19 protein-coding genes are annotated in these 22,602 nt (G+C 64.0%); 11 read left to right on the top strand and 8 right to left on the bottom strand.

The window, feature by feature from the left end:
- Positions 1–8: 8 nt before the first annotated feature.
- The 7 genes from CKW22_RS17040 to CKW22_RS17010 all read right to left on the bottom strand — a co-directional run bounded on the left by CKW22_RS17040 (position 9) and on the right by CKW22_RS17010 (position 8,230).
- Complete coding sequence (locus tag CKW22_RS17040) at positions 9–785, bottom strand: ABC transporter ATP-binding protein (RefSeq protein ID WP_033697925.1); 777 nt, start codon at positions 783–785, stop codon at positions 9–11.
- A 10-nt stretch (positions 786–795) separates the two neighbouring features.
- Positions 796–1,635, bottom strand: coding sequence for an ABC transporter ATP-binding protein (locus tag CKW22_RS17035; protein ID WP_033697926.1), 840 nt, complete (start codon positions 1,633–1,635; stop codon positions 796–798).
- Positions 1,636–1,646: 11 nt separating this feature from the next.
- On the bottom strand, positions 1,647–2,564 hold the full coding sequence (locus tag CKW22_RS17030; RefSeq protein WP_033700042.1) for an ABC transporter permease: 918 nt from the start codon (positions 2,562–2,564) through the stop codon (positions 1,647–1,649).
- Between the two features lie 62 nt (positions 2,565–2,626).
- A complete protein-coding gene (locus CKW22_RS17025; protein WP_033697927.1) occupies positions 2,627–4,237 on the bottom strand; it encodes an ABC transporter substrate-binding protein in 1,611 nt (536 codons plus the stop codon).
- Between the two features lie 54 nt (positions 4,238–4,291).
- Entirely contained in the window at positions 4,292–5,329 is a 1,038-nt protein-coding gene (locus CKW22_RS17020; RefSeq protein WP_033697928.1) for an ABC transporter permease, read from the bottom strand.
- 66 nt (positions 5,330–5,395) lie between these two features.
- Entirely contained in the window at positions 5,396–6,955 is a 1,560-nt protein-coding gene (locus CKW22_RS17015) for an ABC transporter substrate-binding protein (RefSeq protein WP_227697305.1), read from the bottom strand.
- Between the two features lie 120 nt (positions 6,956–7,075).
- Positions 7,076–8,230: a mandelate racemase family protein gene (locus CKW22_RS17010; RefSeq protein WP_033697930.1), complete on the bottom strand. Its 1,155-nt coding sequence runs from the start codon at positions 8,228–8,230 to the stop codon at positions 7,076–7,078.
- 360 nt (positions 8,231–8,590) lie between these two features.
- Between CKW22_RS17010 and CKW22_RS17005 the strand changes: the two genes are divergently transcribed.
- Positions 8,591–9,316, top strand: coding sequence for an oligogalacturonate-specific porin KdgM family protein (locus CKW22_RS17005; protein ID WP_033697931.1), 726 nt, complete (start codon positions 8,591–8,593; stop codon positions 9,314–9,316).
- A 78-nt stretch (positions 9,317–9,394) separates the two neighbouring features.
- Positions 9,395–10,225 (top strand): NAD(P)-dependent oxidoreductase, encoded by an 831-nt coding sequence (locus CKW22_RS17000; RefSeq protein WP_095064466.1) that lies wholly within the window; start codon positions 9,395–9,397, stop codon positions 10,223–10,225.
- 20 nt (positions 10,226–10,245) lie between these two features.
- Here the strand turns inward: CKW22_RS17000 and CKW22_RS16995 are convergent, their stop codons facing one another.
- Complete coding sequence (locus CKW22_RS16995) at positions 10,246–11,163, bottom strand: LysR family transcriptional regulator (protein WP_033697933.1); 918 nt, start codon at positions 11,161–11,163, stop codon at positions 10,246–10,248.
- Positions 11,164–11,268: 105 nt separating this feature from the next.
- Here CKW22_RS16995 and araD1 point away from each other — a divergent pair, with 105 nt between their 5' ends.
- The 9 genes from araD1 to CKW22_RS16950 all read left to right on the top strand — a co-directional run bounded on the left by araD1 (position 11,269) and on the right by CKW22_RS16950 (position 22,543).
- Positions 11,269–12,267 carry an AraD1 family protein gene (gene araD1, locus CKW22_RS16990; RefSeq protein WP_047583195.1) on the top strand — a complete coding sequence of 333 codons (999 nt, stop codon included), beginning with the start codon at positions 11,269–11,271 and terminating at the stop codon, positions 12,265–12,267.
- Between the two features lie 64 nt (positions 12,268–12,331).
- Positions 12,332–13,651: an MFS transporter gene (locus tag CKW22_RS16985; protein WP_177447951.1), complete on the top strand. Its 1,320-nt coding sequence runs from the start codon at positions 12,332–12,334 to the stop codon at positions 13,649–13,651.
- 28 nt (positions 13,652–13,679) lie between these two features.
- Positions 13,680–15,233 (top strand): UxaA family hydrolase, encoded by a 1,554-nt coding sequence (locus CKW22_RS16980; protein ID WP_033697935.1) that lies wholly within the window; start codon positions 13,680–13,682, stop codon positions 15,231–15,233.
- Positions 15,234–15,276: 43 nt separating this feature from the next.
- Positions 15,277–16,857 carry an aldehyde dehydrogenase (NADP(+)) gene (locus tag CKW22_RS16975; RefSeq protein ID WP_095064465.1) on the top strand — a complete coding sequence of 527 codons (1,581 nt, stop codon included), beginning with the start codon at positions 15,277–15,279 and terminating at the stop codon, positions 16,855–16,857.
- Positions 16,858–16,989: 132 nt separating this feature from the next.
- Positions 16,990–19,485: a DNA ligase D gene (gene ligD / locus CKW22_RS16970; RefSeq protein ID WP_095064464.1), complete on the top strand. Its 2,496-nt coding sequence runs from the start codon at positions 16,990–16,992 to the stop codon at positions 19,483–19,485.
- Positions 19,485–20,528 (top strand): acyl-CoA dehydrogenase family protein, encoded by a 1,044-nt coding sequence (locus CKW22_RS16965; RefSeq protein ID WP_095064463.1) that lies wholly within the window; start codon positions 19,485–19,487, stop codon positions 20,526–20,528. The genes ligD and CKW22_RS16965 overlap by 1 nt, the downstream gene beginning before the upstream one ends.
- A complete protein-coding gene (locus tag CKW22_RS16960; protein WP_033697939.1) occupies positions 20,525–21,274 on the top strand; it encodes a PIG-L deacetylase family protein in 750 nt (249 codons plus the stop codon). The genes CKW22_RS16965 and CKW22_RS16960 overlap by 4 nt, the downstream gene beginning before the upstream one ends.
- A 10-nt stretch (positions 21,275–21,284) precedes the next feature.
- Positions 21,285–21,884 (top strand): bifunctional 2-polyprenyl-6-hydroxyphenol methylase/3-demethylubiquinol 3-O-methyltransferase UbiG, encoded by a 600-nt coding sequence (locus tag CKW22_RS16955; protein WP_095064462.1) that lies wholly within the window; start codon positions 21,285–21,287, stop codon positions 21,882–21,884.
- Positions 21,881–22,543, top strand: coding sequence for a glycosyltransferase family 2 protein (locus CKW22_RS16950; RefSeq protein WP_095064461.1), 663 nt, complete (start codon positions 21,881–21,883; stop codon positions 22,541–22,543). Before CKW22_RS16955 ends, CKW22_RS16950 begins: the two co-directional genes overlap by 4 nt.
- Positions 22,544–22,602 lie beyond the last annotated feature (59 nt).

Here is a 22,602-nt window from a genome sequence, read left to right as displayed (position 1 = left end):
GTGGCTGATCAGGCGGATGCCACGCGCGGCGACTCGGCACTGAAATCGCGGCTGGCTTGCACCAGCATGCGGGTGTAGTCGTGGCAGGCCAGGTCCTGGCTCAAGGCCTGGCTGTCCAGGCGCTCGACAATCCGCCCCTGCTGCATCACCGCCACCTTGTCGCACAGGTGGCTGACCACACCCAGGTCGTGGGTGACCATCAGGTAGGTCAGCTTCTCGCGCTGACGCAGGTCCGCCAGCAGGTTGAGAATCTCGGCCTGCACCGACACATCCAGCGCCGACGTCGGTTCATCCAGCAGCAGCACGCGCGGTTCGAGGATCAGCGCCCGGGCGATGGCCACGCGCTGGCGTTGCCCGCCCGACAACTGGTGCGGGTAGCGGTAGCGGAAGCTGTCGTTAAGCCCGACCTTGAGCAAAATGTCGTTGATGCGGTCGTCGCGTTCGCCCATGCCGTGGATGGTCAGCGGCTCGCGCAACGCGGTGTCGATGGTGTGCCGCGGGTGCAGCGAGCCGTAAGGGTCCTGGAAGACCATCTGCACCTTGCGAAAATGTTCCTTGCTGAGCTTGTGTTGCAGGGGCGCCCCGGCAATGCTCAGCGCCCCGCTCCAATGCCGGTACTGGCCGGCCAGGCAGCGCAACACCGTGGTCTTGCCCGAGCCCGACTCGCCGACCAGGCCGAACGACTCGCCGTCTTCTACCGTCAGGTCGACGTCGTGCAGCACCTGGTTGCAGGCAGCGCCCACACCGAAGCTCAGGTTCAGCGATTGTGCTTGGATCATGGTCATGTCAGTTACCTCAGCAGGTGAGCCACAGCGGGTCGCGTTGCAAGACCGGCAAGCGCGGCCGGCGGTTGTCCATACTCGGCAAGGCTGCCAGCAGGCCACGGGTGTACGGGTGTTCGGCGTACTGCAGGTCGCAGGCGGCCAGCGACTCCACCACCCGCCCGGCGTACATCACCAGCACCCGGTCGCAGTAGTTGCGGACCAGGTTGAGGTCGTGGCTGACGAAGATCAGGCCCATCTGCTGCTCGACGACCAGCTCTTCGAGCACGTTGAGCACTTGCTGGCGTACCGACACATCGAGTGCCGAGGTCGGCTCGTCGGCGATGATCACTTCCGGGTTGGTGATCACCATCATGGCAATCATGATGCGCTGGCCCATGCCGCCGCTGACTTCATGCGGGTACAGGTTGTAGACCCGCCCAGGGTCACGGATATGGACTTTTTCAAGCATCAGCAAGACCCGCTCGCGCGCTTCGCTGCGGCTGGCCTTGTGGTGCGCGAGGTACGCCTCGGCGATCTGCTCGCCGACCTTTACCACCGGGTTGAGCGAGTACTTGGGGTCTTGCATGATCATCGAGATGCGCTGGCCGCGAATCTTCTGCATGGCCTTCTCGCTGGCGCTGAGCAGGTCGACATCACCGAACTGCAGGGCCTTGGCGGTGATCTGCGTGCTACCGGGGTGCAGCTTGAGCAGGCTACGCCCGACCGTGGACTTGCCCGAGCCGGACTCGCCGACGATGGCCAGTTTTTCCCGGCCCAGGGTGAACGACACGTCGCGCACCGCATGGGTTTCTTTCTTGCCATTGACGAAGCGCACGTTGAGCGAATCGACAGTGAGTTTGAGCGTCGACATAAAGCCTCCAGTTACTCGCTACGCGGGTCGAGAATGTCCCGCAGGCCATCGCCCAACAGGTTGAACGCCAGGCTCACCAGCATGATCGCGGCCCCCGGCACGGCTACCAGCCACCAGCATTCGAGCATGTAGCGCCGGCCGGTGGAGATCATCGCGCCCCACTCCGGCAGCGGCGCCTGCGCACCCAGGCCAAGAAAGCCCAGCGCAGCGGCGGTCAGAATGATGCCGGCCATGTTCATGGTCAGGCGGATGATCACCGACGACAGGCACATCGGCACGATGTGGCGCAGGATGATCCGGGTCGGCGAGGCGCCCTGCAGCTCGACCGCGACGACAAAGTCGGCCTTGCGCAACGACAGCGTTTCGGCGCGCGCCAGGCGTGCGATCGGTGGCCACGAGGTCAGCGCGATGGCGACCACGGCATGTTCCAGGCCGGGGCCCAGGGCCGCGATGAACGCCAGCGCCAGGACCAGGCTGGGGAAGGAGATGAAGATATCGGTGATGCGCATGAAAACGGTGTCGACGACGCCGCCGAAATAACCCGACACGGTGCCGATGAACAACCCGATCGGGCCGACGATGACGGTTACCAGGGTAATGATGTACAGGGTGATGCGTGAGCCATACACCAGCCGGCTGAAGATATCGCGGCCGTATTCGTCGGTGCCGAACCAGTGCGCTGCACCGGGTGCCTGCAAGGCATTGGCGAGGTTTTGCACCACCGGGTCATGGGTGGCGATCCAGGGTGCGAAGGCGGCCACCACGACCAGCAGCAAGGCCACCAGCAGGCCCGCCAGGGTCATCGGGTTGCGCAGCAGGTGGCGCAGCACCCGCAGGCTGCTCTTGTACAGCGCGTCGACGCTCGACGCGGGTGCGCGGTCGGCCTGCGCCTTGTCGCTTGAAACGGTAGAAGACAGGTTGGCAATCATCGGCATGCTCTCGATGTGAACTCATGGCCACCTGGGGCACCCGCAGGCGCCCTCGGCAGTGTTCAGCGTTGCTTGTAGACGCCCAGGTAACGGGTCGCCTCGGCGTCATCGCCGGTGAAGCCCTTGACGTCCACCGCGCTGACTGCGGTGTCGGTCATCTGCGAAATCATCATGATCGGGCCGACCTGTTCGTCGTAACGCTTCTGCGCCTGGTGGTACAGGTTCAGGCGCTTGCCAGGGTCTCGCTCGACCCCGGCCTGCTCGATCAGCGCATTGAGCGGTTGATCGAAGAACGATGCACGCCAGCCCTGGAAGTTGGGCAGGCCGGCCGCGTCACTGTTGTCGGGGTTGTAAGCGAAGGTACGCAGGCTGAAGTAAGGGTGCGGGTAGCGCTCGGCGCCGCGGGCGACGATCATCTCGAAGTTGCGTGCGCGCATTGCGCCGTACACCTGGTTGCCGGTACCGGTGACGATGCTGGCCTTGATGCCGCCCTCGGCCAGGGTCGATTGCATGCGTGCGGCAATGTCGATGAAAGGCGGTTCGGACAACGTCCGCAGGGTGGTGCTGAAGCCTTGCGGGTAGCCAGCTTCGCTCAGCAACGCCTTGGCCTTGGCCACGTCCAGCCGGTAGCCAGGGTCTGGCAGGCGTGCGTCCAGGCCCAGTTGCATCGGCTGCTGGTTGAGCAGGCCATAGTGCGGCATGACCTGCTCGTCGATGCCTTTGTAGTCGATCAGGTAGCGCACGGCCTCGCGCACTTTCGGGTTGGCAAACTCAGGCTGCTTCATGCTCATCGCCACGTAGTACAGGGTGCCCCGTTGCAAGGGCTGAACCTGCAGCGTGCCGGTGCGCTCGACGGCCTTGATGTCGGGCGCGGCCATGCCATAGGCCAGGTCCAGGTCGCCGCGTTCAAGCATCAGGCGCAGCGACTGTGATTCGGTCATGTGCCGCACCAGCACCCGCTTCATCTTTGCCGGGCCTGCCCAGTAGCCGTCGAAACGGTTCATCACCAGCGCATCGTTGGCGCTCCACTTGGCCAAGGTGAACGGGCCGCTGCCGGCCTCGTTGGTGACCAGCCAGGCGGCGCCGAGGTCGCCATTCTTTTCATGTTTCAAGGCCTGCAGGCGGTCGACGATGACCGCACTGGGCGAAGTTGCCAGCGAGTCGATCAGCAGCAGCGGGTCGGTCGGCTGTGGCAGGTCGATGACCAAGGTGTGTGCATCGCTGGCGCGAATCAGTGCCTGAATGTTGTCGACGGTGTAGCCGTAGGCCTTCCAGGTAGTGGCCAGGCCGTAGTTGAGCTTCATCACGCGGTACAGCGACCAGGCCACGTCCTCGGCGGTAAGCGGGTTGCCGGAATGGAACGTAACGTCAGTGCGCAGGTGGAAGGTGATCTGCTTGCCGTCTTCGCTGATGGCCCAGCGTTCGGCCAGCTGTGGCAGGTGTTTTTCCGGGTTGCCCTGGTCGCGCTTGACCAGCGTGTCGTACAGGTTGGCATTGACTCCGGAGGCATCCAGGCCCGGCGCGTTGGCCGGGTCGATGGAAAACAGGTTGACCATGCTCATGCCGACGATCAACTGGTCGGCGGGGGTCTTGGCCTGCACGGCAGCCATTGGCCCCAGCGCCAGGATCGCACCCAGCAGGCTCATGTGCAGCGGGGGGAGTACAGTCTTCATGTGGGCGTCCTTCTTTTTATAGTTATGCAATGTGTTCACGCGGCCCGCTGGGGCTCAGCGGGTCCTTGGGTCGAACACCTTGTACAGGGCATCGCTGATCAGGTTGAGGGCGACGAAGATCAGGCCGATCACCAGCACGCAGCCCATCACCGCGTTCATGTCACCGAGCATCAGGCTGCTGGTGAGGTATTGGCCGAAACCGGGCCAGGCGAACACGGTCTCGATCAGTACCGCGCCTTCGAGCAGCGAGCCGTAGGCCAGCGCGACGACAGTCAGCAACTGCACGAGGATGTTGCGAAACGCATGGCCCCAGACCACCTGGCGCCGCGACAGGCCCTTGACCCGCGCTGTGATGATGTATTCCTGGGAGAGCTGCTCGAGCATGAAGCTGCGCGTCATGCGGCTGATATAGGCCACCGAGTTCAGCCCGAGGATAAGCCCCGGCAAGATGATGTGGCGCAGCGCACTGCTGAAGGCTTCCCAGTCACGCGCCAAGGCAGTGTCGATCAGCAGCAGGCCGGTCACGTCGGGGACCATGCCGTCATACGCAAGGTCGATGCGCCCTGCCCCGCCGGCCCAGCCAAGCCAGGCGTAGAACACCAGCAGGCCCATCATGCCCACCCAGAAAATCGGCGTGGAGTAGCCGAACAAGGTGATGACCCGCGCCACATGGTCGCCCAGCCGGCCCTGGTTGCTGGCGGCGACCACGCCCAGTGGCAGGCCGATGAGGATGCCGAACAGGATCGCCAGCGTGGCCAGCTCGATGGTCGCCGGGAACACCCGCTTGATGTCGTCCAGCACCGGGTGGCCGGTGAGCAGCGCATTGCCGAAATCGCCGTGCAGCAAATCGTTGAGGTACAGCCCGAACTGGGTCCAGATCGGTTTGTCCAGGCCCATGGCCTGGTAGACCTGCTCATAGGTGGAGCTGTCAGCATCCGGACCGACTACGGCCAGCACCGGGTCCAGCGGCATCACCCGACCAATGAAGAACGTCAGCGCCAACAGGCCAAGCAAGGTCACCAGCACCGTGCTGGCCCGTCGGGCAGTGGCAGACACGCGGGTGCCCAGCACAGAGGCAGTCGAAAGCAACATAACAGGCTCCTGAAAAAGCGTTCAGCAAACACCGAGGCGTCAGGGGCGCGCACGCCCCCGTCCCGCTCATCGCGACTTGTAGACGTCTTTGTAACGGGTGGTGGCCGCGCTGTGGGCCTGATAGTTCTGCACGTCGTGGTACAGCACCACGGTGTCGGTCATCTGTGAAACCGGCAGGATCGCGCCAACCTGGGTGTCGAGCGTGTTCTGGATCTGCTGGTACTGGGCCAGCTGCCGGGCCTTGTCGGGTTCGACTTCGGCCTGCTCGATCAGGCTGTTCAGCTCGGGGCTGTAGAACGAGGTGCGCCAGCCCTGGAAGTTGCTCAGCTTGGCTTCGTCACGGTTGTCCGGGTTGTACACCAGGGTGCGCAAGCTCGAATGCGGGTGGCGCTCGGCACCGCCACCACCACGGCCGACCAGGATGTCGAAGCTGCGTTCGCGCATGGCGCCGTAGATCTGGTTGCCGGTACCGGTGACGATGGTGGCCTGTATACCCGCCTGGGCCAGGGTGGCCTGCAGGCTGGAGGCAATGTTGATGAAGGGCGGCTCGGTGAGTACGCGGATGGTGGTCTTGAAGCCGTTGGGGTAACCGGCTTCGGCCAGCAGTTGTTTCGCCTCGGCCACGTTCAGGCGGTAGCCTGGGTCGTCCAGGCGTGCCGGCAGGCCCAGCGGCAGTGGCCGTTGATTGAGCTGGCCGTAATGCGGCATGACGGTCTGGTTGATGCCCTGGTAGTCAATCAGCGAGCGTACCGCCTTGCGCACGCGGGCGTCGTCGTAGGGCTTTTGCTTCACGCTCAGCGCCACGTAGTAGAGGGTGCCGCGCTGCACGGTCTCGGTGCGCACCTTGTCGGACTTCTCCAGCGCTTCGATGTCTGGGGCGGACATGCCTTTGGCCAGGTCCAGGTCACCGCGCTCCACCATCAGCCGCAGCGACTGCGATTCGGTCATGTTGCGCATGACGATGCGCTTGAGCTTGGCCGGGCCGCCCCAGTAACCGTCGAAACGGCTCATCAGGATCACATCGTTGGCGCGCCAGTCATTGAGGATGAACGGCCCGCTGCCGGCAGCATGCGTGGTCAGCCAGGCGGCGCCGAGGTCATCGCCCTTCTGGTGCTGTTGGACCACCTTGCGGTCGAGAATGAAGGCACTAGGCGATGTCGCCAGGGTGTTGAGCACCAGCAGCGGGTCGGTCGGCCGCGGCAGCTCGAGGACAAAGGTGTGCGCATCACTGGCACGCATGTACTGGGCGACATTGCCTGCCGTGAAACCGTAAGCCTTCCAGGTCGAGGCCAAGGCCAGGTTGAGCTTGAGGATGCGTTGCAGCGACCAGACGACGTCCTCGGCACTGAAGGCATTGCCGGACTGGAACGTGACGCCCTCGCGCAGCTTGAACGTGAGGGTCTTGCGGTCATCGCTGACCTGCCAGCTTTGCGCCAGCGCCGGCACCAGTTGGTCCGGTTGCTGCGCATCCTGCACCAGCAGCATGTCGTACAGGTTGGCGTTGACCTCGGAGACGTCCAGCCCGGTGGCACCGGCTGGGTCCAGGGACAACAGGTTGATCATGCTCATGCCGACGATCAACTGGTCGGCGGGTGTCTTGGCCAAAGCAGTGGGTGCCGAGGTCATTGCCAGCGATGCGGCAAGGACCCCTGCCCAGAATGTGGGAAGTACGCTCATGTGAGATTGCCTTTTTATAGTTATTGGACTCTCGGGCGGCGCGCACTGTCGCGCACCGCCATGCACGGGTCAGAAGCGCTGCAATGTATGGGTCTCGACGTAGTCGAAGTCGATCTCTTCACCCAGGCCAGGCAGGTCCGACAGGTGGACGAAACCGTCCTTGTCCATTGGGTCGACCAGGCGTTTGAGGTAGGCCGGCACCTCGTCATAGTCGAGGAACGGGTGCAACAGGCCGCGCTCGTACCAGGTGCAGTTCTTGATGGCCCCGACCACGGCCAGGTTGGCTGCGCCGTTGCCGTGGATTTCGCAATCCATGCCGAACGCTTCGGCCATGTGCGCCACTTTCAGGCACGGTGCAATACCGCCGACCCCGGCAACCCCGGCGCGCAGGATGTCACAAACATCATGCTTGACCCAGCTGGCCCGGCTCAGGTGCTTGCCGCCCAGGCTTTCCGGGCCCAGCACCGGGATGTCCAGCTGGCCGGCAAGCCAGGCATAGGATTCGGCAGAGTCTTCCATCATCGGTTCTTCGAACCAGGCGAAGTTGAGCTTTTCCAGGGCGCGGCCGATGGTCAGGGCGTCGGTACGGCTGTACCAGTGGTAGCCGTCGATCATCAGCGCGATGTCGGGGCCGACCGCTTCGCGCACGGCGGCGCAGGCCTTGATGTCCATGCTCACGCTGGGCGCGAAGGATACCGGCGGCATCCAGGTGTGCAGCTTGATGGCCTTGTAGCCACGCTTGACCAGCGTTTCGGCAAAACGCCCGTATTCCTCAGGGGTGGACAAACCGCCTTCGAGCTCGTCGCCACACATGGTCGAGCCATACGCAGGCACCTTGTCGCGGTAACCGCCAATCAGCTTGTGCACCGGCACGTTCAGCTTGCGCCCGGCCCAATCCCACAAGGCCTGCTCGACCAGTGCCAGGGCGCGATCGGTCAACTGGCTGGCGCTGCCGCGTTGCCAGTGCGCAAGGTCGTGCCAGATCTTCTCGCGATCAAAGGCATTGGCGCCTACCAGCACTTTGCGCACGAAGCCATCGAGCACGTACGGGCGGATCAGTTCAGGGGCACCCAGTGCATAGCCTTCGTTGCCGCATTCGGTGGTGATGCGCAGCAACGCCATCTTGGCCTGGGTCACGTCACCGGGGTGGGCATGGCCGGCACTGTCGACAGCGCGGCGCGTGGGGTAGGAAAAAACCTGGACGTTTACAGCAGTGATGATCATGGACGTCTGAGCCTTCTTATTGGATTTGTGGCGGGTGAGTCACGCTCTGGAGGCAATCCTACGTCATCATACAACTTTTGAAAAGCACCCCTTTAAAACTTTCAAATCCGGCCTGCACGAGCACCTATTTGTGTCTTTTGGGACGTGTATCGCATTTTAATGTTCGTATAAAACCCTCTAGAAAGCGTATCTCAGGCGCTTAAAAAGAAGTCATCCGACAACCAACCAAGAAATCGTAGACAACCCAAATGTTGTACGATAACTTTGCCGAATCTGATCGCGGCACCCTGCCCCCCACCGCATCCGATGGTGACCACCCGCTTCAAAACGACCTCAACAAAAACAAGAAAAGAAGATCGAATGAACACCACACTCCGCAATCTCATTGCTGTCAGCACACTCGGCCTGTCTTTCTATGCCTGCGCAGACTCGGCCAGCCTCAACTACCGCCACGGCTACACCGAAGACGACAGCATCCATTCCGACCGCATCAAGCTGAATTACCGGATGGAAACCGGCCTGGGGTTCGCCGCCGAGATCAAGTACAAGACCGCCGGCGACCGTGAGGACGTGGCCTACGACAACATGGTCAACAACGGCCATGAGTTCACCGTGGACTACAACTACAAGCTGAGCCCCAAGTCGACCCTTACCCCGGCGTTCCAGATGGACAGCTCCAAGGACGCCACCGCCTACAAGTTCGGCTTGAAGTACAGCTACAAGATCAGCGACACCTGGTACGTCGCCACCCGTGTGCGGCATGACGCGCGCAACCTCGACCGCGACCAGATCGATCATTCCAAGGCGGACCGAGCCAAGGACAACCAGAACACCACGCGCCTCGAAGGTTGGCTGGGCTACACCCCGAAAGGCCCGTGGGCCTTCGAGTACCAGTACATCCACTTCGATACCGACTACATCCGCTACGACAACAAGAAGAGCGACTACGAGCAGAACCTGATCATCAAGTACAAGCTCAACAAGCAGTGGGCGCCGTTCATGGAGGTGGGTGACATCAAAGTCAACGCCTATACCGATGACCGCCAGGCCCGCTGGCGTCTGGGCGTCCAGTACAACTTCATGTAATGCCGCGCTGCCGGGTGCCTGCCAGGTAGCCCGGCGTTATCGCTACCCCCAACGACCTTTAAAGCCAAGGTGCTGACCATGACCACACTCGCCTCGCCCACTTCGGGCAAACCCTTCAACCGCTTGCTGCTGACCGGCGCTGCCGGCGGGCTCGGGCAGATCCTGCGCGAAGCCTTGCAGGCCCACGCCACCGTCGTGCGCGCTTCCGATATCAGTGCGATGGCGCCAGCGGCTGGCGACCATGAAGAGGTGATCAGTTGCAACCTGGCGGACAAGGACGGGGTACTGGCGCTTGCCCAAGGCGTGGACGCCATCGTTCACCTGGGGGGCATTTCCACGGAGCGTGCGTTCGAAGACATTCTCGACGCCAATATTCGCGGCACCTTTCATGTCTATGAGGCCGCACGCAAGCACGGCATCAAGCGGGTTGTGTTCGCCAGCTCCAACCATGTGACTGGCTTCTACCCGCAGGACGAGACGGTGGATGCGCAGTCTGTGCGCCGCCCGGACTGCTACTACGGCTTGTCCAAGTCGTATGGCGAAGACCTGGCCACCTTCTACTTTCACCGCTACGGCATCGAAACCGTGAGCCTGCGCATCGGCTCGTCATTCCCCGAGCCACGCAACCTGCGCATGCTCTCGACGTGGCTGAGTTATGCGGACCTTGCGCACCTGGTAGAACGTGCGTTGCTCGCCGAAAACGTTGGCCACACCGTGGTGTATGGGGTTTCGGCAAACCGTGAGCTGTGGTGGGACAACCGCTTCGCCGCGCACCTGGGCTTCAACCCGCAGGACAGCTCGGAGCGCTTTCGCGAGAAGCTTGCGCAACAGCCCAAGCCTGCTGCTGACGATGCCAGTGCGCACCTGCAAGGTGGCGCGTTCACCGCCGCCGGCCCTTTCGGTGACTGAAGGCGCCAACGCCAGCGGGCTCAGGCCATCAGGATGCTCACCAGCATCTGCGTTGGTGTGCTCAGCTCCACGTCCTTGCGCGTAACCACTTCGTACGGCTCACTGCGTGACTTCAACTGCAACGGCAGGCGCACCAGCATGCCGTGGTCCACCGCGACCTTGGCGACATCCCACGGCATCACGGCCAGCAACCCAGGGTCTTGCAGCAGCATCGACAAGGTGGTGAAGGTAGAAGAGGTTTCAATCGGGTACTGCGGAAAGCTCAGGCCCGCTTCGCGAAATTCGCGCTCCAGGGTCAGGCGCATGGGCATGTTGACCGGGAACACCAGCCAGCGTGAGCCGGCCAACTGGCCCAGGCTCAACGACTCACTGCCGGCCAGGGCGTGCCCAGGGTTGGCCACCAGCACCAACTGTTCCTGGTGCTTGGGCCGGCTGTCGTACGCGGCTGGGCGCGGGCTGACGCTGGTCCGGCAGATCACCACGTCCAGGCGGCCTTGGTCGAGCAAGTTGAGCAGGCGGTCGCTGGTGTCCTCGACCACCGAGACCGACAGGTCTGGCTGACTGTCGCGCAGGCGCGCCAAGCCTTCCACCAGTATCGGTACCGCGCCCATGATGGTGCCAACCGACAAGCGCCCCCCATGGCCTTGCAGAATCCCCAGCATTTCTTCCCGCAGGTGAGCCAGGTCATTACTGATCAGTCGCGCATAGCGCAGCACGCACCGCCCCAGGTCATTGGCTTCGAGGCCCTTGCTGGTGCGCTCGAACAGCACCGCGCCAAGCGTTGATTCAATCTCGTTGAGGGCCTTGGTTGCACCGGGCTGGGTGATGGACATTGCCTCGGCCGCTTTATGGATGGAGCCCAGCTCGTCGAGGCTGATCAATAGCCGCAACTGGCGCAAGCGAAGGCGAGAGGCCATGGAACTCAAGGATGGCAGCATAGGGGATCACTTAAAGTTATCACGGGGTCAGCAGCTCTCATTAGGCAGCAACGCCGGGGAAAATTAAAGTGTCGGCATCCCCACAAGAACAACACAGGAGCCAGCATGCGCCTGATCCAATTTGAAACCACCCCAGGCCAACGTTACGTAGGCGTAGTTGAAGGCGACCTGATCCAGGTCGTGCGTGATACCCACTCCATGCGCGAACTGGCCTTGGCCGCGATCGGCAAGCAGCACAGCCTGGCCGCCGAAGTACACGAGCGTGGCCTGTACAGCACCGAACAACGCTACAGCCAGGCCTTGAGCGAATGCCGGGTATTGCCCCCGCTGGACCACGAAGACCCGGCCCATTGCCTGATCAGCGGCACCGGGCTGACCCACCTGGGCAGTGCCTCGACCCGCGACAAGATGCACCAGCAGAAAACCGACGATGCCGCCACGCTGACCGACACTGCGCGGATCTTCCAGTGGGGGATCGAGGGCGGGCGCCCTGCGCCAGGCACCGCGGGCGTGCAGCCGGAGTGGTTCTACAAGGGCGACGGCTCCATCGTCGTTCGGCCCGGCCAGGCGTTGCAGAGCCCGGCATTTGCCGAGGATGCCGGCGAAGAGCCTGAACTGGCCGGCCTGTATGTGATCGGCGATGACGGCCAGCCCTACCGCCTGGGCTTTGCCATCGGCAACGAGTTCTCCGACCATGTGATGGAACGGCGCAACTACCTTTACCTGGCTCACTCCAAGCTGCGTAGCTGCTCGTTCGGCCCCGAACTGCGGGTGGGTGAACTGCCCCGCCACCTGGACGGCATCAGCCGGATTCGTCGCGACGGCCAGGTGATCTGGGAAAAGGCCTTCCTCAGCGGTGAGGACAACATGTGCCACTCTCTGGACAACCTGGAGTATCACCACTTCAAGTACGCCCAGTTCCTGCGCCCGGGCGATGTGCACATTCATTTCTTCGGCACGGCGACCTTGTCGTTCGCCGACCAGATCAAGCCCGTCGAGGGCGATGTGTTCGAGATCAGCCTGCCCGATTTCGGCGCCCCGCTGTGCAATGGCATTGCCGTGACACCTTCGGCCATCTCACCTGGCGAGGTGAAGACGCTCTGAACCGATGGCGGCGCAGGGCCGCGCCGCCGCGGCATTTCATAACAATCACAAAAGTGAGATGAGCATGAAGAACACCCCTTACACCGCGGCCTCGGCCGCCGCCACGGCCAGCTCAGACACCGCCAGACCGACTACTGTGCGCTGGCGGATCTTCCTGATCCTGCTGTTGCTGGCAGCGATCAACTACATCGACCGGGCTTCGCTGTCGGTGGCCCTGCCGTTGATTTCTGCCGAGTTCGAACTTACGCCCGCGCTTGAAGGGTTGATCCTCAGCGCGTTCTTCTGGTCTTACGCGCTGATGCAGATCCCGGCCGGTGTGCTGCTCGACCGCTTCCAGGTGCGCAATATCATCGGTGTCGCCACCATCGGCTGGGGCGCGTTCCAGGCACTGGGCGGCTTTGCCCATAACTGGATCACTCTGCTGGTCACCCGCATCGGCCTCGGTGTGGCCGAATCGCCGATCATGCCGGCGGGTGCCAAGCTCAACGGGGCCTGGCTGACCCCCAACGAACGTGGCCGAGGGGCGACCCTGGTCGACGGCGGCGCGCCGCTGGGCACCGCGTTTGGCGCCATCATCATCGCGGGGCTGATCACCTGGTTCGACTCCTGGCGCATCGCCTTCATCATCGCCGGCGTCGGCACCGTGGCGGCAGGTATCTGGGCCTGGTGGTACATCCGCAACCACCCCAGCGAACACCCGCAGGTGAACGCTGCCGAGCTTGCCTACATCACCCAGGCCAACGATGCCGCGACCCAAGCCAACGGCAACCGCAAAGCGGTGCTCAAGGAACTGCTCAAGAGCCGCTCAGTGCTGTGCATGTTCGCCGGCTACGCCTGCTACAACAGCGTGTTCTACGGCTTGTTGACCTGGATGCCGAGCTACCTGCACCAAGCCCACAACCTCGATATCAAGGCCATGGGTGGCGCCACCTTCCTGATCTTCATGTGTGGTTTTATCGGTGAGCTGATCGGCGGCTGGATCTCGGACAAGTGGAAAGCCAACGGCGGCCAACCGAACACGGTGATGCGCAGCATGTTCGCAGGCTCGGCCGCCGTTGCCGCGCTGTGCATCCTGCTGGTGGCGTATACCCCGGATGCCGCGCGGGTCATCGCGCTGCTGTGCGTGGCGCTGTTTTTCATCCGCTGGTGCGGGATGTACTGGTGCCTGCCGGCCATTCTCGGGGGCAAGTCCAAAGCTGGCGTGCTGGGTGGCAGCATGAACTTCTGCGGCAACATGGTCGGCGTGCTGGTGCCGATCCTGATCGGCTTGATCGTGCAGTTCACCGGTTCCTACTTCCTGGCCCTGATCTTCTTCGTGGTCATGGCCTTCGGCCTGATGCTGTTCTCTGGCCTGATCGACTATCGCGAGCGCGGGCTGGCCTGAGCCCCGCACCCTATTTGAGGTGATTGTCATGCAACTCATTACAACAACAGGCAGCGAACACACTGCCAACGCCGTGATCCGACTCAACCCGCTCGATGACGTGCTGATTGCCCGCCAGGCACTGCCCGAAGGGCTGCTGCTGGACGAAGGCATCACCGTTTGCCAGGCCATCCCCGCCGGGCACAAGGTCGCTGCGCGCGACCTGGCTGTCGGCCAGCCTTTGCGCCGCTATGGCCAGATCATCGGCTTCGCCAGCCAGGCCATCGCAGCGGGCCAGCATGTGCACGTGCACAACCTCGCCATGGGCGACTTTGCCCGCGACTACGCCTTTGGCGTCGATGCCCGGGGTGTACAGGCGCCCAACGATGACACCTTCATGGGCATCGTGCGGGCCGATGGCCGGGTCGCCACGCGCAACTATGTGGGTATCCTTACCTCGGTGAACTGCTCGGCCACCGTGGCCCGGGCGATCGCCGACCACTTTCGCCGGGACATCCACCCCGAGGCGCTGGCGCCGTATCCGCAGGTCGATGGTGTGGTGGCGCTGACCCACGGGGTTGGCTGCGCCGTCGATCCCTCCGGCGAAGCCTTGGCCATGCTGCGCCGTACCTTGGGTGGCTATGCCGTGCACGCCAACTTTGCCTCGGTGCTGCTGATCGGCCTGGGCTGCGAAACCAACCAGATCCCCGACCTGCTCGCCGCGCAGGGGCTGGAAAGCAGCCACACCCTGCGCACCTTCACCATCCAGGGCAGCGGCGGTACCAGCAAGACCATCGCCAGCGGTATTGCCCAGGTCAAGGCGTTGCTCGCCGAAGCCAACCAGGTCGAGCGCCAGCCGGTCAGCGTGCGCCACCTCACGGTCGGCCTGCAATGCGGGGGCTCGGACGGCTATTCGGGGATTACCGCCAACCCCGCCCTGGGCAATGCCGTGGACCGGCTGGTGGCCGCAGGCGGCACCGCGATACTGTCGGAGACCCCGGAAATCTACGGCGCCGAGCATTTGTTGACACGTCGCGCGGTAAGCCAGCAGGTCGGTGAAAAACTGATCGCGCGCATCCAATGGTGGGAAGCCTATTGCCAACGCATGGGCGCCGAACTGAACAACAACCCCTCTGCCGGTAACAAGGCCGGCGGCCTGACCACCATCCTGGAGAAGTCACTGGGGGCGGTGGCCAAGGCTGGCTCCAGTGACCTGGTGGATGTCTACGAATACGCAGAACCGGTGCGCGCCCATGGCCTGGTGTTCATGGACACGCCCGGCTACGACCCGATCTCCGCCACCGGCCAGGTCGCTGGCGGGGCCAACCTGATCGCCTTCACCACCGGCCGCGGTTCGGCCTACGGCTGCGCGCCCTCCCCGTCGATCAAGCTGGCGACCAACACGCGCCTGTGGGAAACCCAGGAAGATGACATGGACGTCAATTGCGGCGGCATCGCCGACGGCAGCATGACCATCGAAGAACGCGGCCAGCACATCTACCAGATGATGCTGCGCATCGCCTCGGGTGAACGCAGCAAGAGTGAACAACACGGCTACGGGCAGAACGAGTTCGTGCCTTGGCAGATCGGCGCCATCACCTGACGGTTCGCTTCACGTACCCGTTTTAACGTTTATTGGAGCTTTCATGACCCAGATTCTTGGTCACAACTACATCGGCGGCCAGCGCTCGGCGCAAGGCAGCACCCGGCTTGTCAGCCTCGACGCCAGCACAGGGGAAGCATTACCGGGCGTTTTCTGCCAAGCCACCGAAGCGGAGGTGGATGCGGCTGCAACCGCTGCAGCCGCCGCCTTCCCGGCGTATCGCAACCTGCCTGCCGAACGACGCGCAGTGTTTCTGGATGCCATTGCCGACGAACTCGATGCGCTGGGTGACGATTTCATCGCCACGGTCTGCCGCGAAACCGCCCTGCCCGCTGGCCGTATCCAGGGCGAGCGGGCCCGCACCAGTGGCCAGATGCGCCTGTTCGCCAAGGTGCTGCGCCGGGGCGATTTCCATGGTGCACGTATCGATCGGGCCCTGCCGCAGCGCCAGCCACTGCCGCGCCCGGATCTGCGCCAGTACCGTATCGGGGTCGGCCCGGTGGCCGTGTTCGGGGCCAGCAACTTCCCCCTGGCATTCTCCACTGCTGGTGGCGATACCGCCTCGGCGCTGGCCGCAGGCTGCCCGGTGGTGTTCAAGGCGCACAGCGGCCACATGGCCAGCGCCGAAGCGGTTGCCGATGCCATCTTGCGGGCGGCGGTACGCAGCGCGATGCCTGCGGGCGTGTTCAACATGATCTACGGCGGCGGTGTCGGCGAGTGGCTGGTCAAGCACCCGGCCATCCAGGCCGTCGGTTTCACCGGCTCGCTCAAGGGCGGTAACGCGCTGGTGCGCATGGCCGCCGAACGGGCGCAGCCGATTCCGGTGTTCGCCGAGATGTCCAGCATCAACCCGGTAATCCTGCTGCCTGAAGCGCTGGCACAGCGAGGCGCCACACTGGCCCGCGAACTGGCGGCATCGGTGACCCTTGGCTGCGGCCAGTTCTGCACCAACCCCGGCCTGATCCTGGGGCTGCGCTCAGCCGCATTCAGCCAATTTGTCGCGCACCTGCAAGCGCACATGGCCGACCAGCCGGCGCAAACCATGCTCAACGCCGGCACCCTGGCCAGCTATCGCCAGGGTTTGCAGCACCTGCACGCTCACCCCGGCATCAGCCACCTGGCAGGCGCCGAGCAAGGCGAGCGCCAAGCGCAGCCGCAGCTGTTCCAGGCGGATGTCGGCATGCTGCTGAACGGCGACCCGCTGTTGCAGGAAGAAGTGTTCGGGCCTGCGACCCTGATCATCGAAGTCGAAGACCAGGCGCAACTCAAAGCGGCCGTGCAGGCCCTGCGCGGGCAACTGACCGCCACGCTGATGGGCGAAGCAACGGAGCTGCCGGGCTTCGGCTGGCTGAGCGAGCTGCTGCAGGAAAAGGTCGGCCGCGTGTTGCTCAATGGCTACCCGACAGGCGTCGAGGTGTGCGATGCGATGGTGCATGGTGGCCCGTACCCTGCCACCTCGGATGCGCGCGGCACGTCGGTGGGCTCGCTGGCCATCGACCGCTTCCTGCGGCCGGTGTGTTTTCAGAATTACCCGGATGAGCTGCTGCCGCCGGCGTTACAGAACGCCAACCCGCTGGGGATCTGGCGCTTGGTCGATGGCGAGGCTAGCAGTTCAGCCTGCTGAGGGCCGCCGTGCAGCCGCCCCGACGAACACCGGGGTGCCCTGAGGGGGCGGCTGCCTATACGGAAATTTTGAACTCCCTTCGCACCGCCCTCTCCCACCTGAAGAGCCCCCGCGATTCTTCAGGACCCCGCCATGGCCAAGCCTCTGCAGGAGTACCAGCGCAAACGCGACTTCAACGCCACGCCCGAGCCCAGCGGTAACCGTGGCCAAGGCAAGCAGCCCCATGCCCTGCAGTTCTGCATCCAGAAGCACGACGCCAGCCACCTGCACTACGATTTTCGTCTGGAGCTCGACGGCACCCTGAAAAGCTGGGCGATCCCCAAGGGCCCTTCGCTGGACCCGAAGGTGCGCCGGCTGGCCGTACACGTCGAAGATCACCCGCTGGACTACGCCGACTTCGAGGGCAATATCCCGGAAGGCCACTACGGCGCAGGCGACGTGATTGTCTGGGACCGGGGCATCTGGGAGCCCGAGGGTGACGCGCAGCAGGCCTATACCAAGGGCAAGCTGCGTTTTCGCTTGCAGGGCGAGAAACTCAATGGCGTATGGAACCTGTTTCGCACCCACCTTGGGGGCAAGAAAGAACAATGGATGCTGGTCAAGTCGCACGATGGCGAAGCCCGCAGCGAGGCCGAGTACAGCATCGTCGAGGCTCAGCCCGACAGCGTGCTCAGCGAGCGGACCCTGGTCCCCAGGGTGCGAAAAACGGCCGGCAAGGCGGCGCCCCGTACGCCACGCAAACGCAAGGCCAGCGCCCAGCTGGCCGCGCTACCCGATACGCTGCAACCGCAACTGGCCACGCTGGTCGACTCGCCACCGGCCGGCGATTGGTTGTACGAGGTGAAGTTCGACGGCTACCGGATTCTCGCGCGCATCGACGGTGATGACATACGCCTGTACACCCGCAACGGCCATGACTGGACTGCCAAGCTGCCGCATCAGCACGCCGCGCTGCGCAGCCTTGGCCTCGATTCGGCCTGGCTGGACGGCGAAATGGTGGTCAACGACGCCCATGGCGTGGCGGACTTCCAGGCCCTGCAGAACGCCTTCGATAGCGAAGACGATCAGCACATTCTCTATTACCTGTTCGACCTGCCCTTTCTGGGCGGCCAGGACCTGCGCCAATTACCGCTGCAAGAGCGGCGCAACACCCTGCAGCAGTTGCTGGACCAGGACGATTCGCAATGGCTGCGGTTTTCCGAAGGCTTCGATCAGCCAGTCGACTCACTGCTCGACAGCGCCTGCCGCATGAAGCTCGAAGGCCTGATTGGCAAACGCGCCGACAGCCCTTACATCGGCCGGCGCAGCGCCGACTGGATCAAACTCAAGTGCCAGCAACGCCAGGAATTCGTGATAGTCGGCTACACCGACCCCAAGGGCAGCCGCAGCGCCTTTGGCGCGTTGCTACTGGCCGTGCACGACGAGGGCGGCGCGTTGCGCTATGCCGGCAAGGTGGGCACCGGCTTCAGCGCGGCCACCCTGGGCAGCATTCATGCGCGGCTCAAGCCTTTGCAAACGGCCAAACCACCCTTGAGCCAACCACCGACCGGTGCAGAAGCGCGGGGTGTGCATTGGCTCAAGCCGACCCTGCTGGCCGAAGTGGCCTACGCCCAGATGACCCGCGACGGTGTGGTGCGCCACGCGGTGTTCCATGGGCTGCGGGATGACAAACCTGCCACCGCCATCGATCTGGAGCACGCCATGCCTGGCAAGTCCGTCGCCAAGCCCAAGGCTCAGCGCAAACCCGAGGCGCTGGGCGAACTGCGCCTGACCCACCCTGAGCGCATCATCGACGCCACCCGCGCAACCACCAAGCGCCAGGTGGCCGAGTACTACGCGCAGGTCAGCGAGTGGATTCTGCCGCAACTGAAAAACCGCCCCGTGGCGCTGGTACGTGCCCCCGATGGCCTGGCGGGTGAGCTGTTCTTTCAGAAAAACGCCGACCAGTTGCACATCCCCAATGTGGTCAGCTACGACAAGAAAGCGGCCGGCCAGGCCGCCATGGTCATCAACCGCGCCGACACCCTGCTGGGCGCGGTGCAAATGAACATGCTCGAACTGCATACCTGGAACGCCACCGACAAGGATTTCGACAAGCCGGACCGCTTCATCCTCGACCTGGACCCGGACCCTGCGCTGCCGTGGAAGGCGATGCTGGAGGCCACGCAACTGACTCTGACCCTGCTCGACGAGCTTGGCCTGAAGGTGTTCCTTAAGACCAGCGGCGGCAAGGGTATCCACCTCGTCGTGCCACTGACCCGCAAAGCGGGCTGGGACGAGGTGAAGGATTTCAGCCATGCCATCGTCGATTACCTGGCCAATCTGTTCCCCGATCGGCTCAGCGCCGTGTCGGGGCCGAAGAACAGGGTCGGGCGTATCTTCATTGACTATCTGCGCAATGGCCAAGGCGCTACCACCGCCTGCGCCTACTCGTTGCGGGCGCGAGAAGGCCTGCCGGTGTCCGTGCCCATCTGGCGCGAAGAGTTGGCGCAACTCAAGGGCGCCAACCAATGGCACATCGGCAACCTGCACGAACGCCTGGCCGAAGTGGACGACCCATGGGCCGACATGGGCAAGACCCGTCAATCGATCACCGCGCGCATGCGCAAACAGCTAGGGCTGGGCTGATGAGCATCATTCAGGACTTTGATCTGAACAACCTTGACCGCCTGTTGCGCGCCTTTACCGAACGGCCGCAGGCGCTCAACCTCGATACCCAGCTGCCAGCGCTGATCCAGGCGTTGCAGGCTGACCACCTTGACCTGCTGCCCTTGCCGGGCCAAGGCAACACCTTGCGGCGGTGGCAGAGCCTGGCACGCATCGCTGGCTGTGACATGGCCCTGGCCAAACTCTACGAGGGCCATACCGATGCCTTGGCGATCCTTGCCGAATGCGGCGCCGCGCACCATGCCCAGGAGGGTATCTGGGGCGTGTGGGCTGCCGAACCGCCGAATGCCCGCGCACGTATCGTCGAACGCCAGGGCGAGCAGGTGCGCCTGGCTGGCCGCAAGGCTTGGTGTTCAGGTGCCTTGCAGATCGACCGCGCGCTCATCACTGCCTGGGGTGATGACGAACAACCGCAGCTGGTAGCGATAGAGCTGTCGCACCCCAGCCAAGGCTTGAACATCGAGCACTGGCAAGCTGTGGGCATGGCCACCACGGCAAGCGTCGAGGTCGAGTTCAGCCATACACCCGGCATCGCCATCGGCAAGCCGGGGCAGTATCTGTCGCGCCCGGGCTTCTGGCACGGCGGGGCTGGCATTGCGGCCTGCTGGTACGGCGCCGCCGAGGCACTGGCCGATTACCTGCGCGCACACTGTCGCAACCCACGCCCGGACCCGCATGCCGACGCCCACCTGGGCGCGGTCGACGCGGCCTTGCTTGGCGCCAGGGCAGCGCTGCGCGAGTGTGCAGCCTGGATCGACCGCGAGCCAAGCGCGGATGCCAGCTTCGAGGTGCGGCGCACCCGCGCGCAGGTCGAACAGGCCGTTGAGCAGGTGATCCATCACGTGGGGCGGGCACTGGGTGCCTCGCCGTTCTGCCGCAGCAGCCACTTTGCCCGGTTGAGCGCCGATTTGCCGGTCTTTATGCGCCAGAGCCACGCCGAGCGTGACCTGGCGGCCCTCGGACAGCAGCTGGCGAACGTGCCAGCAGGAGCTTGGCAGTTATGAATTTGATCGCGTCCAGCAACGGCACCCCCTGGGCTGACTGGCAGCATGCCGCGCACCTGGCCAGGGCCACCTGGATCGACCCCGGGCAACTGTGCCCGCCGGGGCGTCGCCTGGTACTGATCGCCCCCCACCCGGATGATGAAATTCTCATGGCGGGCGGCTTGCTGGCGGGCTTTCACGGGCGCGAAGAAGACTTGGTGCTGATTTCGGCCACCGATGGCGAGGGCAGCCACCCAGGCTCCAGGCACTGGACCGAGCACCGCTTGCGCAGGCAACGGCCGCTGGAGAGCCGCCACGCCCTGCAACAGCTCGACCTGGACCTTAACCGCCTGGACTGGCGCAGGCTGCACCTGAAGGATGGTGCGCTGCCGCGCGACGAGGCCTATCTGGTCAACCACCTGAGCCAGCTGCTCAAGCCCGACGACCTGCTCATGGCCACCTGGCGCAACGATGGCCATTGTGATCACGAAGCGGTTGGCAGGGCCGCCGCGCAATCGGCACTGGCGCGCAAGGTGCAACTGGTGGAGGTGCCGGTATGGGCCTGGCACTGGGCGCAACCGGACGACCCTCGCCTGCCCTGGCCGCGGGCTCATCGCGTGCAGCTCGATGAAGCCCGCCTGGCCCGCAAGCGCAAGGCACTGGCTGCGCACGCCAGCCAGCTGGAGCCGGATGACGGCCAACCGCCCGTGCTGCCCGCCGCTTTGCAGGACTGCCTGCTACAGCCATTCGAACTGGTGTTCTTGTAAGGGAATCGACATGAGCCTCGACGCGCAATACTTCGCCGACCTCTACGCCAGCAGTGAAGACCCCTGGGCCTTCCGCACCCGCTGGTACGAAAAGCGCAAACGTGAGCTGGTCATGGCCAGCCTGCCTCGCCAATGCTACCAGCGTGTATTTGAACCGGCCTGTGCCAACGGCGAACTCAGCGCCTTGCTGGCCGAGCGTTGTGCCGACCTGCTGTGCCAGGACCTGGACCCGACCGCGGTGGGCCTGGCCCGTGAACGCCTCGCGAACGTGAGCCACGCCGCGGTTGAATTAGGCAAGTTACCAGGTGACTGGCCCGGGGGGCGCTTCGATCTCATTGTGTTGAGTGAACTGGGTTACTACCTCGACCCGACAGACTGGCTGCAGGTTATCGAGCAGTCGGTCGCCAGCCTGAGCTACGACGGCGGCTTGCTGGCCTGTCACTGGAAACACCCGATCGCGGGCTGCCCGCAGGATGGCCGCGAGGTGCACCGGATGCTGGGCAAGCATCTACCGCTGTATCCGGTGTATCGCCACGAGGAAGCGGACTTTCTACTCGAATACTGGTCATGCCAGCCCAGCGTGGTGGACGTTGACGAGACCTGCCCATGATCGCCGTAGTGATCCCCGCGCACAACGAGGCGCGACGCCTGGGGCGGTGCCTCAAGGCGGTCAAGGTCGCTGCCGCGCAGGCCGAGCAAGCGGGCTACCAGGTCAGCATCCTGGTGGTGTTGGACCGCTGCAGTGACGGTAGCGCGGCGGTGGCCAGGCGTCATGGCGTGCAGACGCTGGACGTTCACGCCGGCAACGTTGGCATGGCACGCAGGGCTGGGGCCGCCAAGGTGATCGAACAAGGCGCCAGCTGGCTGGCCTGTACCGATGCCGACAGCCAGGTGCCGCCGCACTGGCTGCTGTCGCAACTGGCGTTTGGGGCAGATCTGGTCTGTGGAACGGTGCATGTGGAATGCTGGCAGCCTTGGCAGAAGGCTGCCTTGCGTCGGCTGTACCTGAGCCGCTACGAGGCGCGTGAAGGGCATCGGCATATTCACGGTGCCAACCTTGGGGTCAGCGCGCAGGCTTATCTGCAGATTGGGGGCTTCCAGCCGTTGCCAGCGCATGAGGATGTACAGTTGGTGCGCGACCTGGAAGCGCAAGGGGCGCAGATTTCGTGGACGGCACGGCATAGTGTGGCCACCAGCAGCCGGCGGGACAGCCGGGCGCGGGAGGGGTTTGGGGATTATTTGGCGAGCCTTGAGGTGACGGTGTCGTGATTGGGGTCCTGGGGCTGCTTTGCAGCCCTTTCGCGACGCAAGGCCGCTCCTACACCGAT

Source organism: Pseudomonas sp. Irchel s3f19, assembly GCF_900187555.1.
Taxonomy (GTDB): domain Bacteria; phylum Pseudomonadota; class Gammaproteobacteria; order Pseudomonadales; family Pseudomonadaceae; genus Aquipseudomonas; species Aquipseudomonas capeferrum.
The sequence above is the reverse complement of the archived record's forward strand: the minus strand, read 5'-3'. Positions and strand labels throughout refer to the sequence as shown.

Excerpts from the sequence above, each read along its gene's own strand:
- CKW22_RS16995 (WP_033697933.1), bottom strand. The coding sequence starts at position 11,163 with ATGCTGCCATCCTTGAGTTCCATGGCCTCTCGCCTTCGCTTGCGCCAG.
- CKW22_RS16980 (WP_033697935.1), top strand. The coding sequence starts at position 13,680 with ATGCAACTCATTACAACAACAGGCAGCGAACACACTGCCAACGCCGTG.
- CKW22_RS17015 (WP_227697305.1), bottom strand. The coding sequence starts at position 6,955 with ATGACCTCGGCACCCACTGCTTTGGCCAAGACACCCGCCGACCAGTTG.
- CKW22_RS17040 (WP_033697925.1), bottom strand. The coding sequence starts at position 785 with ATGACCATGATCCAAGCACAATCGCTGAACCTGAGCTTCGGTGTGGGC.
- CKW22_RS17010 (WP_033697930.1), bottom strand. The coding sequence starts at position 8,230 with ATGATCATCACTGCTGTAAACGTCCAGGTTTTTTCCTACCCCACGCGC.
- CKW22_RS17025 (WP_033697927.1), bottom strand. The coding sequence starts at position 4,237 with ATGAAGACTGTACTCCCCCCGCTGCACATGAGCCTGCTGGGTGCGATC.
- CKW22_RS16960 (WP_033697939.1), top strand. The coding sequence starts at position 20,525 with ATGAATTTGATCGCGTCCAGCAACGGCACCCCCTGGGCTGACTGGCAG.
- CKW22_RS17005 (WP_033697931.1), top strand. The coding sequence starts at position 8,591 with ATGAACACCACACTCCGCAATCTCATTGCTGTCAGCACACTCGGCCTG.
- CKW22_RS16955 (WP_095064462.1), top strand. The coding sequence starts at position 21,285 with ATGAGCCTCGACGCGCAATACTTCGCCGACCTCTACGCCAGCAGTGAA.
- CKW22_RS16975 (WP_095064465.1), top strand. The coding sequence starts at position 15,277 with ATGACCCAGATTCTTGGTCACAACTACATCGGCGGCCAGCGCTCGGCG.
- CKW22_RS17000 (WP_095064466.1), top strand. The coding sequence starts at position 9,395 with ATGACCACACTCGCCTCGCCCACTTCGGGCAAACCCTTCAACCGCTTG.
- ligD (WP_095064464.1), top strand. The coding sequence starts at position 16,990 with ATGGCCAAGCCTCTGCAGGAGTACCAGCGCAAACGCGACTTCAACGCC.
- CKW22_RS17035 (WP_033697926.1), bottom strand. The coding sequence starts at position 1,635 with ATGTCGACGCTCAAACTCACTGTCGATTCGCTCAACGTGCGCTTCGTC.
- CKW22_RS17020 (WP_033697928.1), bottom strand. The coding sequence starts at position 5,329 with ATGTTGCTTTCGACTGCCTCTGTGCTGGGCACCCGCGTGTCTGCCACT.
- CKW22_RS17030 (WP_033700042.1), bottom strand. The coding sequence starts at position 2,564 with ATGATTGCCAACCTGTCTTCTACCGTTTCAAGCGACAAGGCGCAGGCC.
- CKW22_RS16965 (WP_095064463.1), top strand. The coding sequence starts at position 19,485 with ATGAGCATCATTCAGGACTTTGATCTGAACAACCTTGACCGCCTGTTG.
- araD1 (WP_047583195.1), top strand. The coding sequence starts at position 11,269 with ATGCGCCTGATCCAATTTGAAACCACCCCAGGCCAACGTTACGTAGGC.
- CKW22_RS16950 (WP_095064461.1), top strand. The coding sequence starts at position 21,881 with ATGATCGCCGTAGTGATCCCCGCGCACAACGAGGCGCGACGCCTGGGG.
- CKW22_RS16985 (WP_177447951.1), top strand. The coding sequence starts at position 12,332 with ATGAAGAACACCCCTTACACCGCGGCCTCGGCCGCCGCCACGGCCAGC.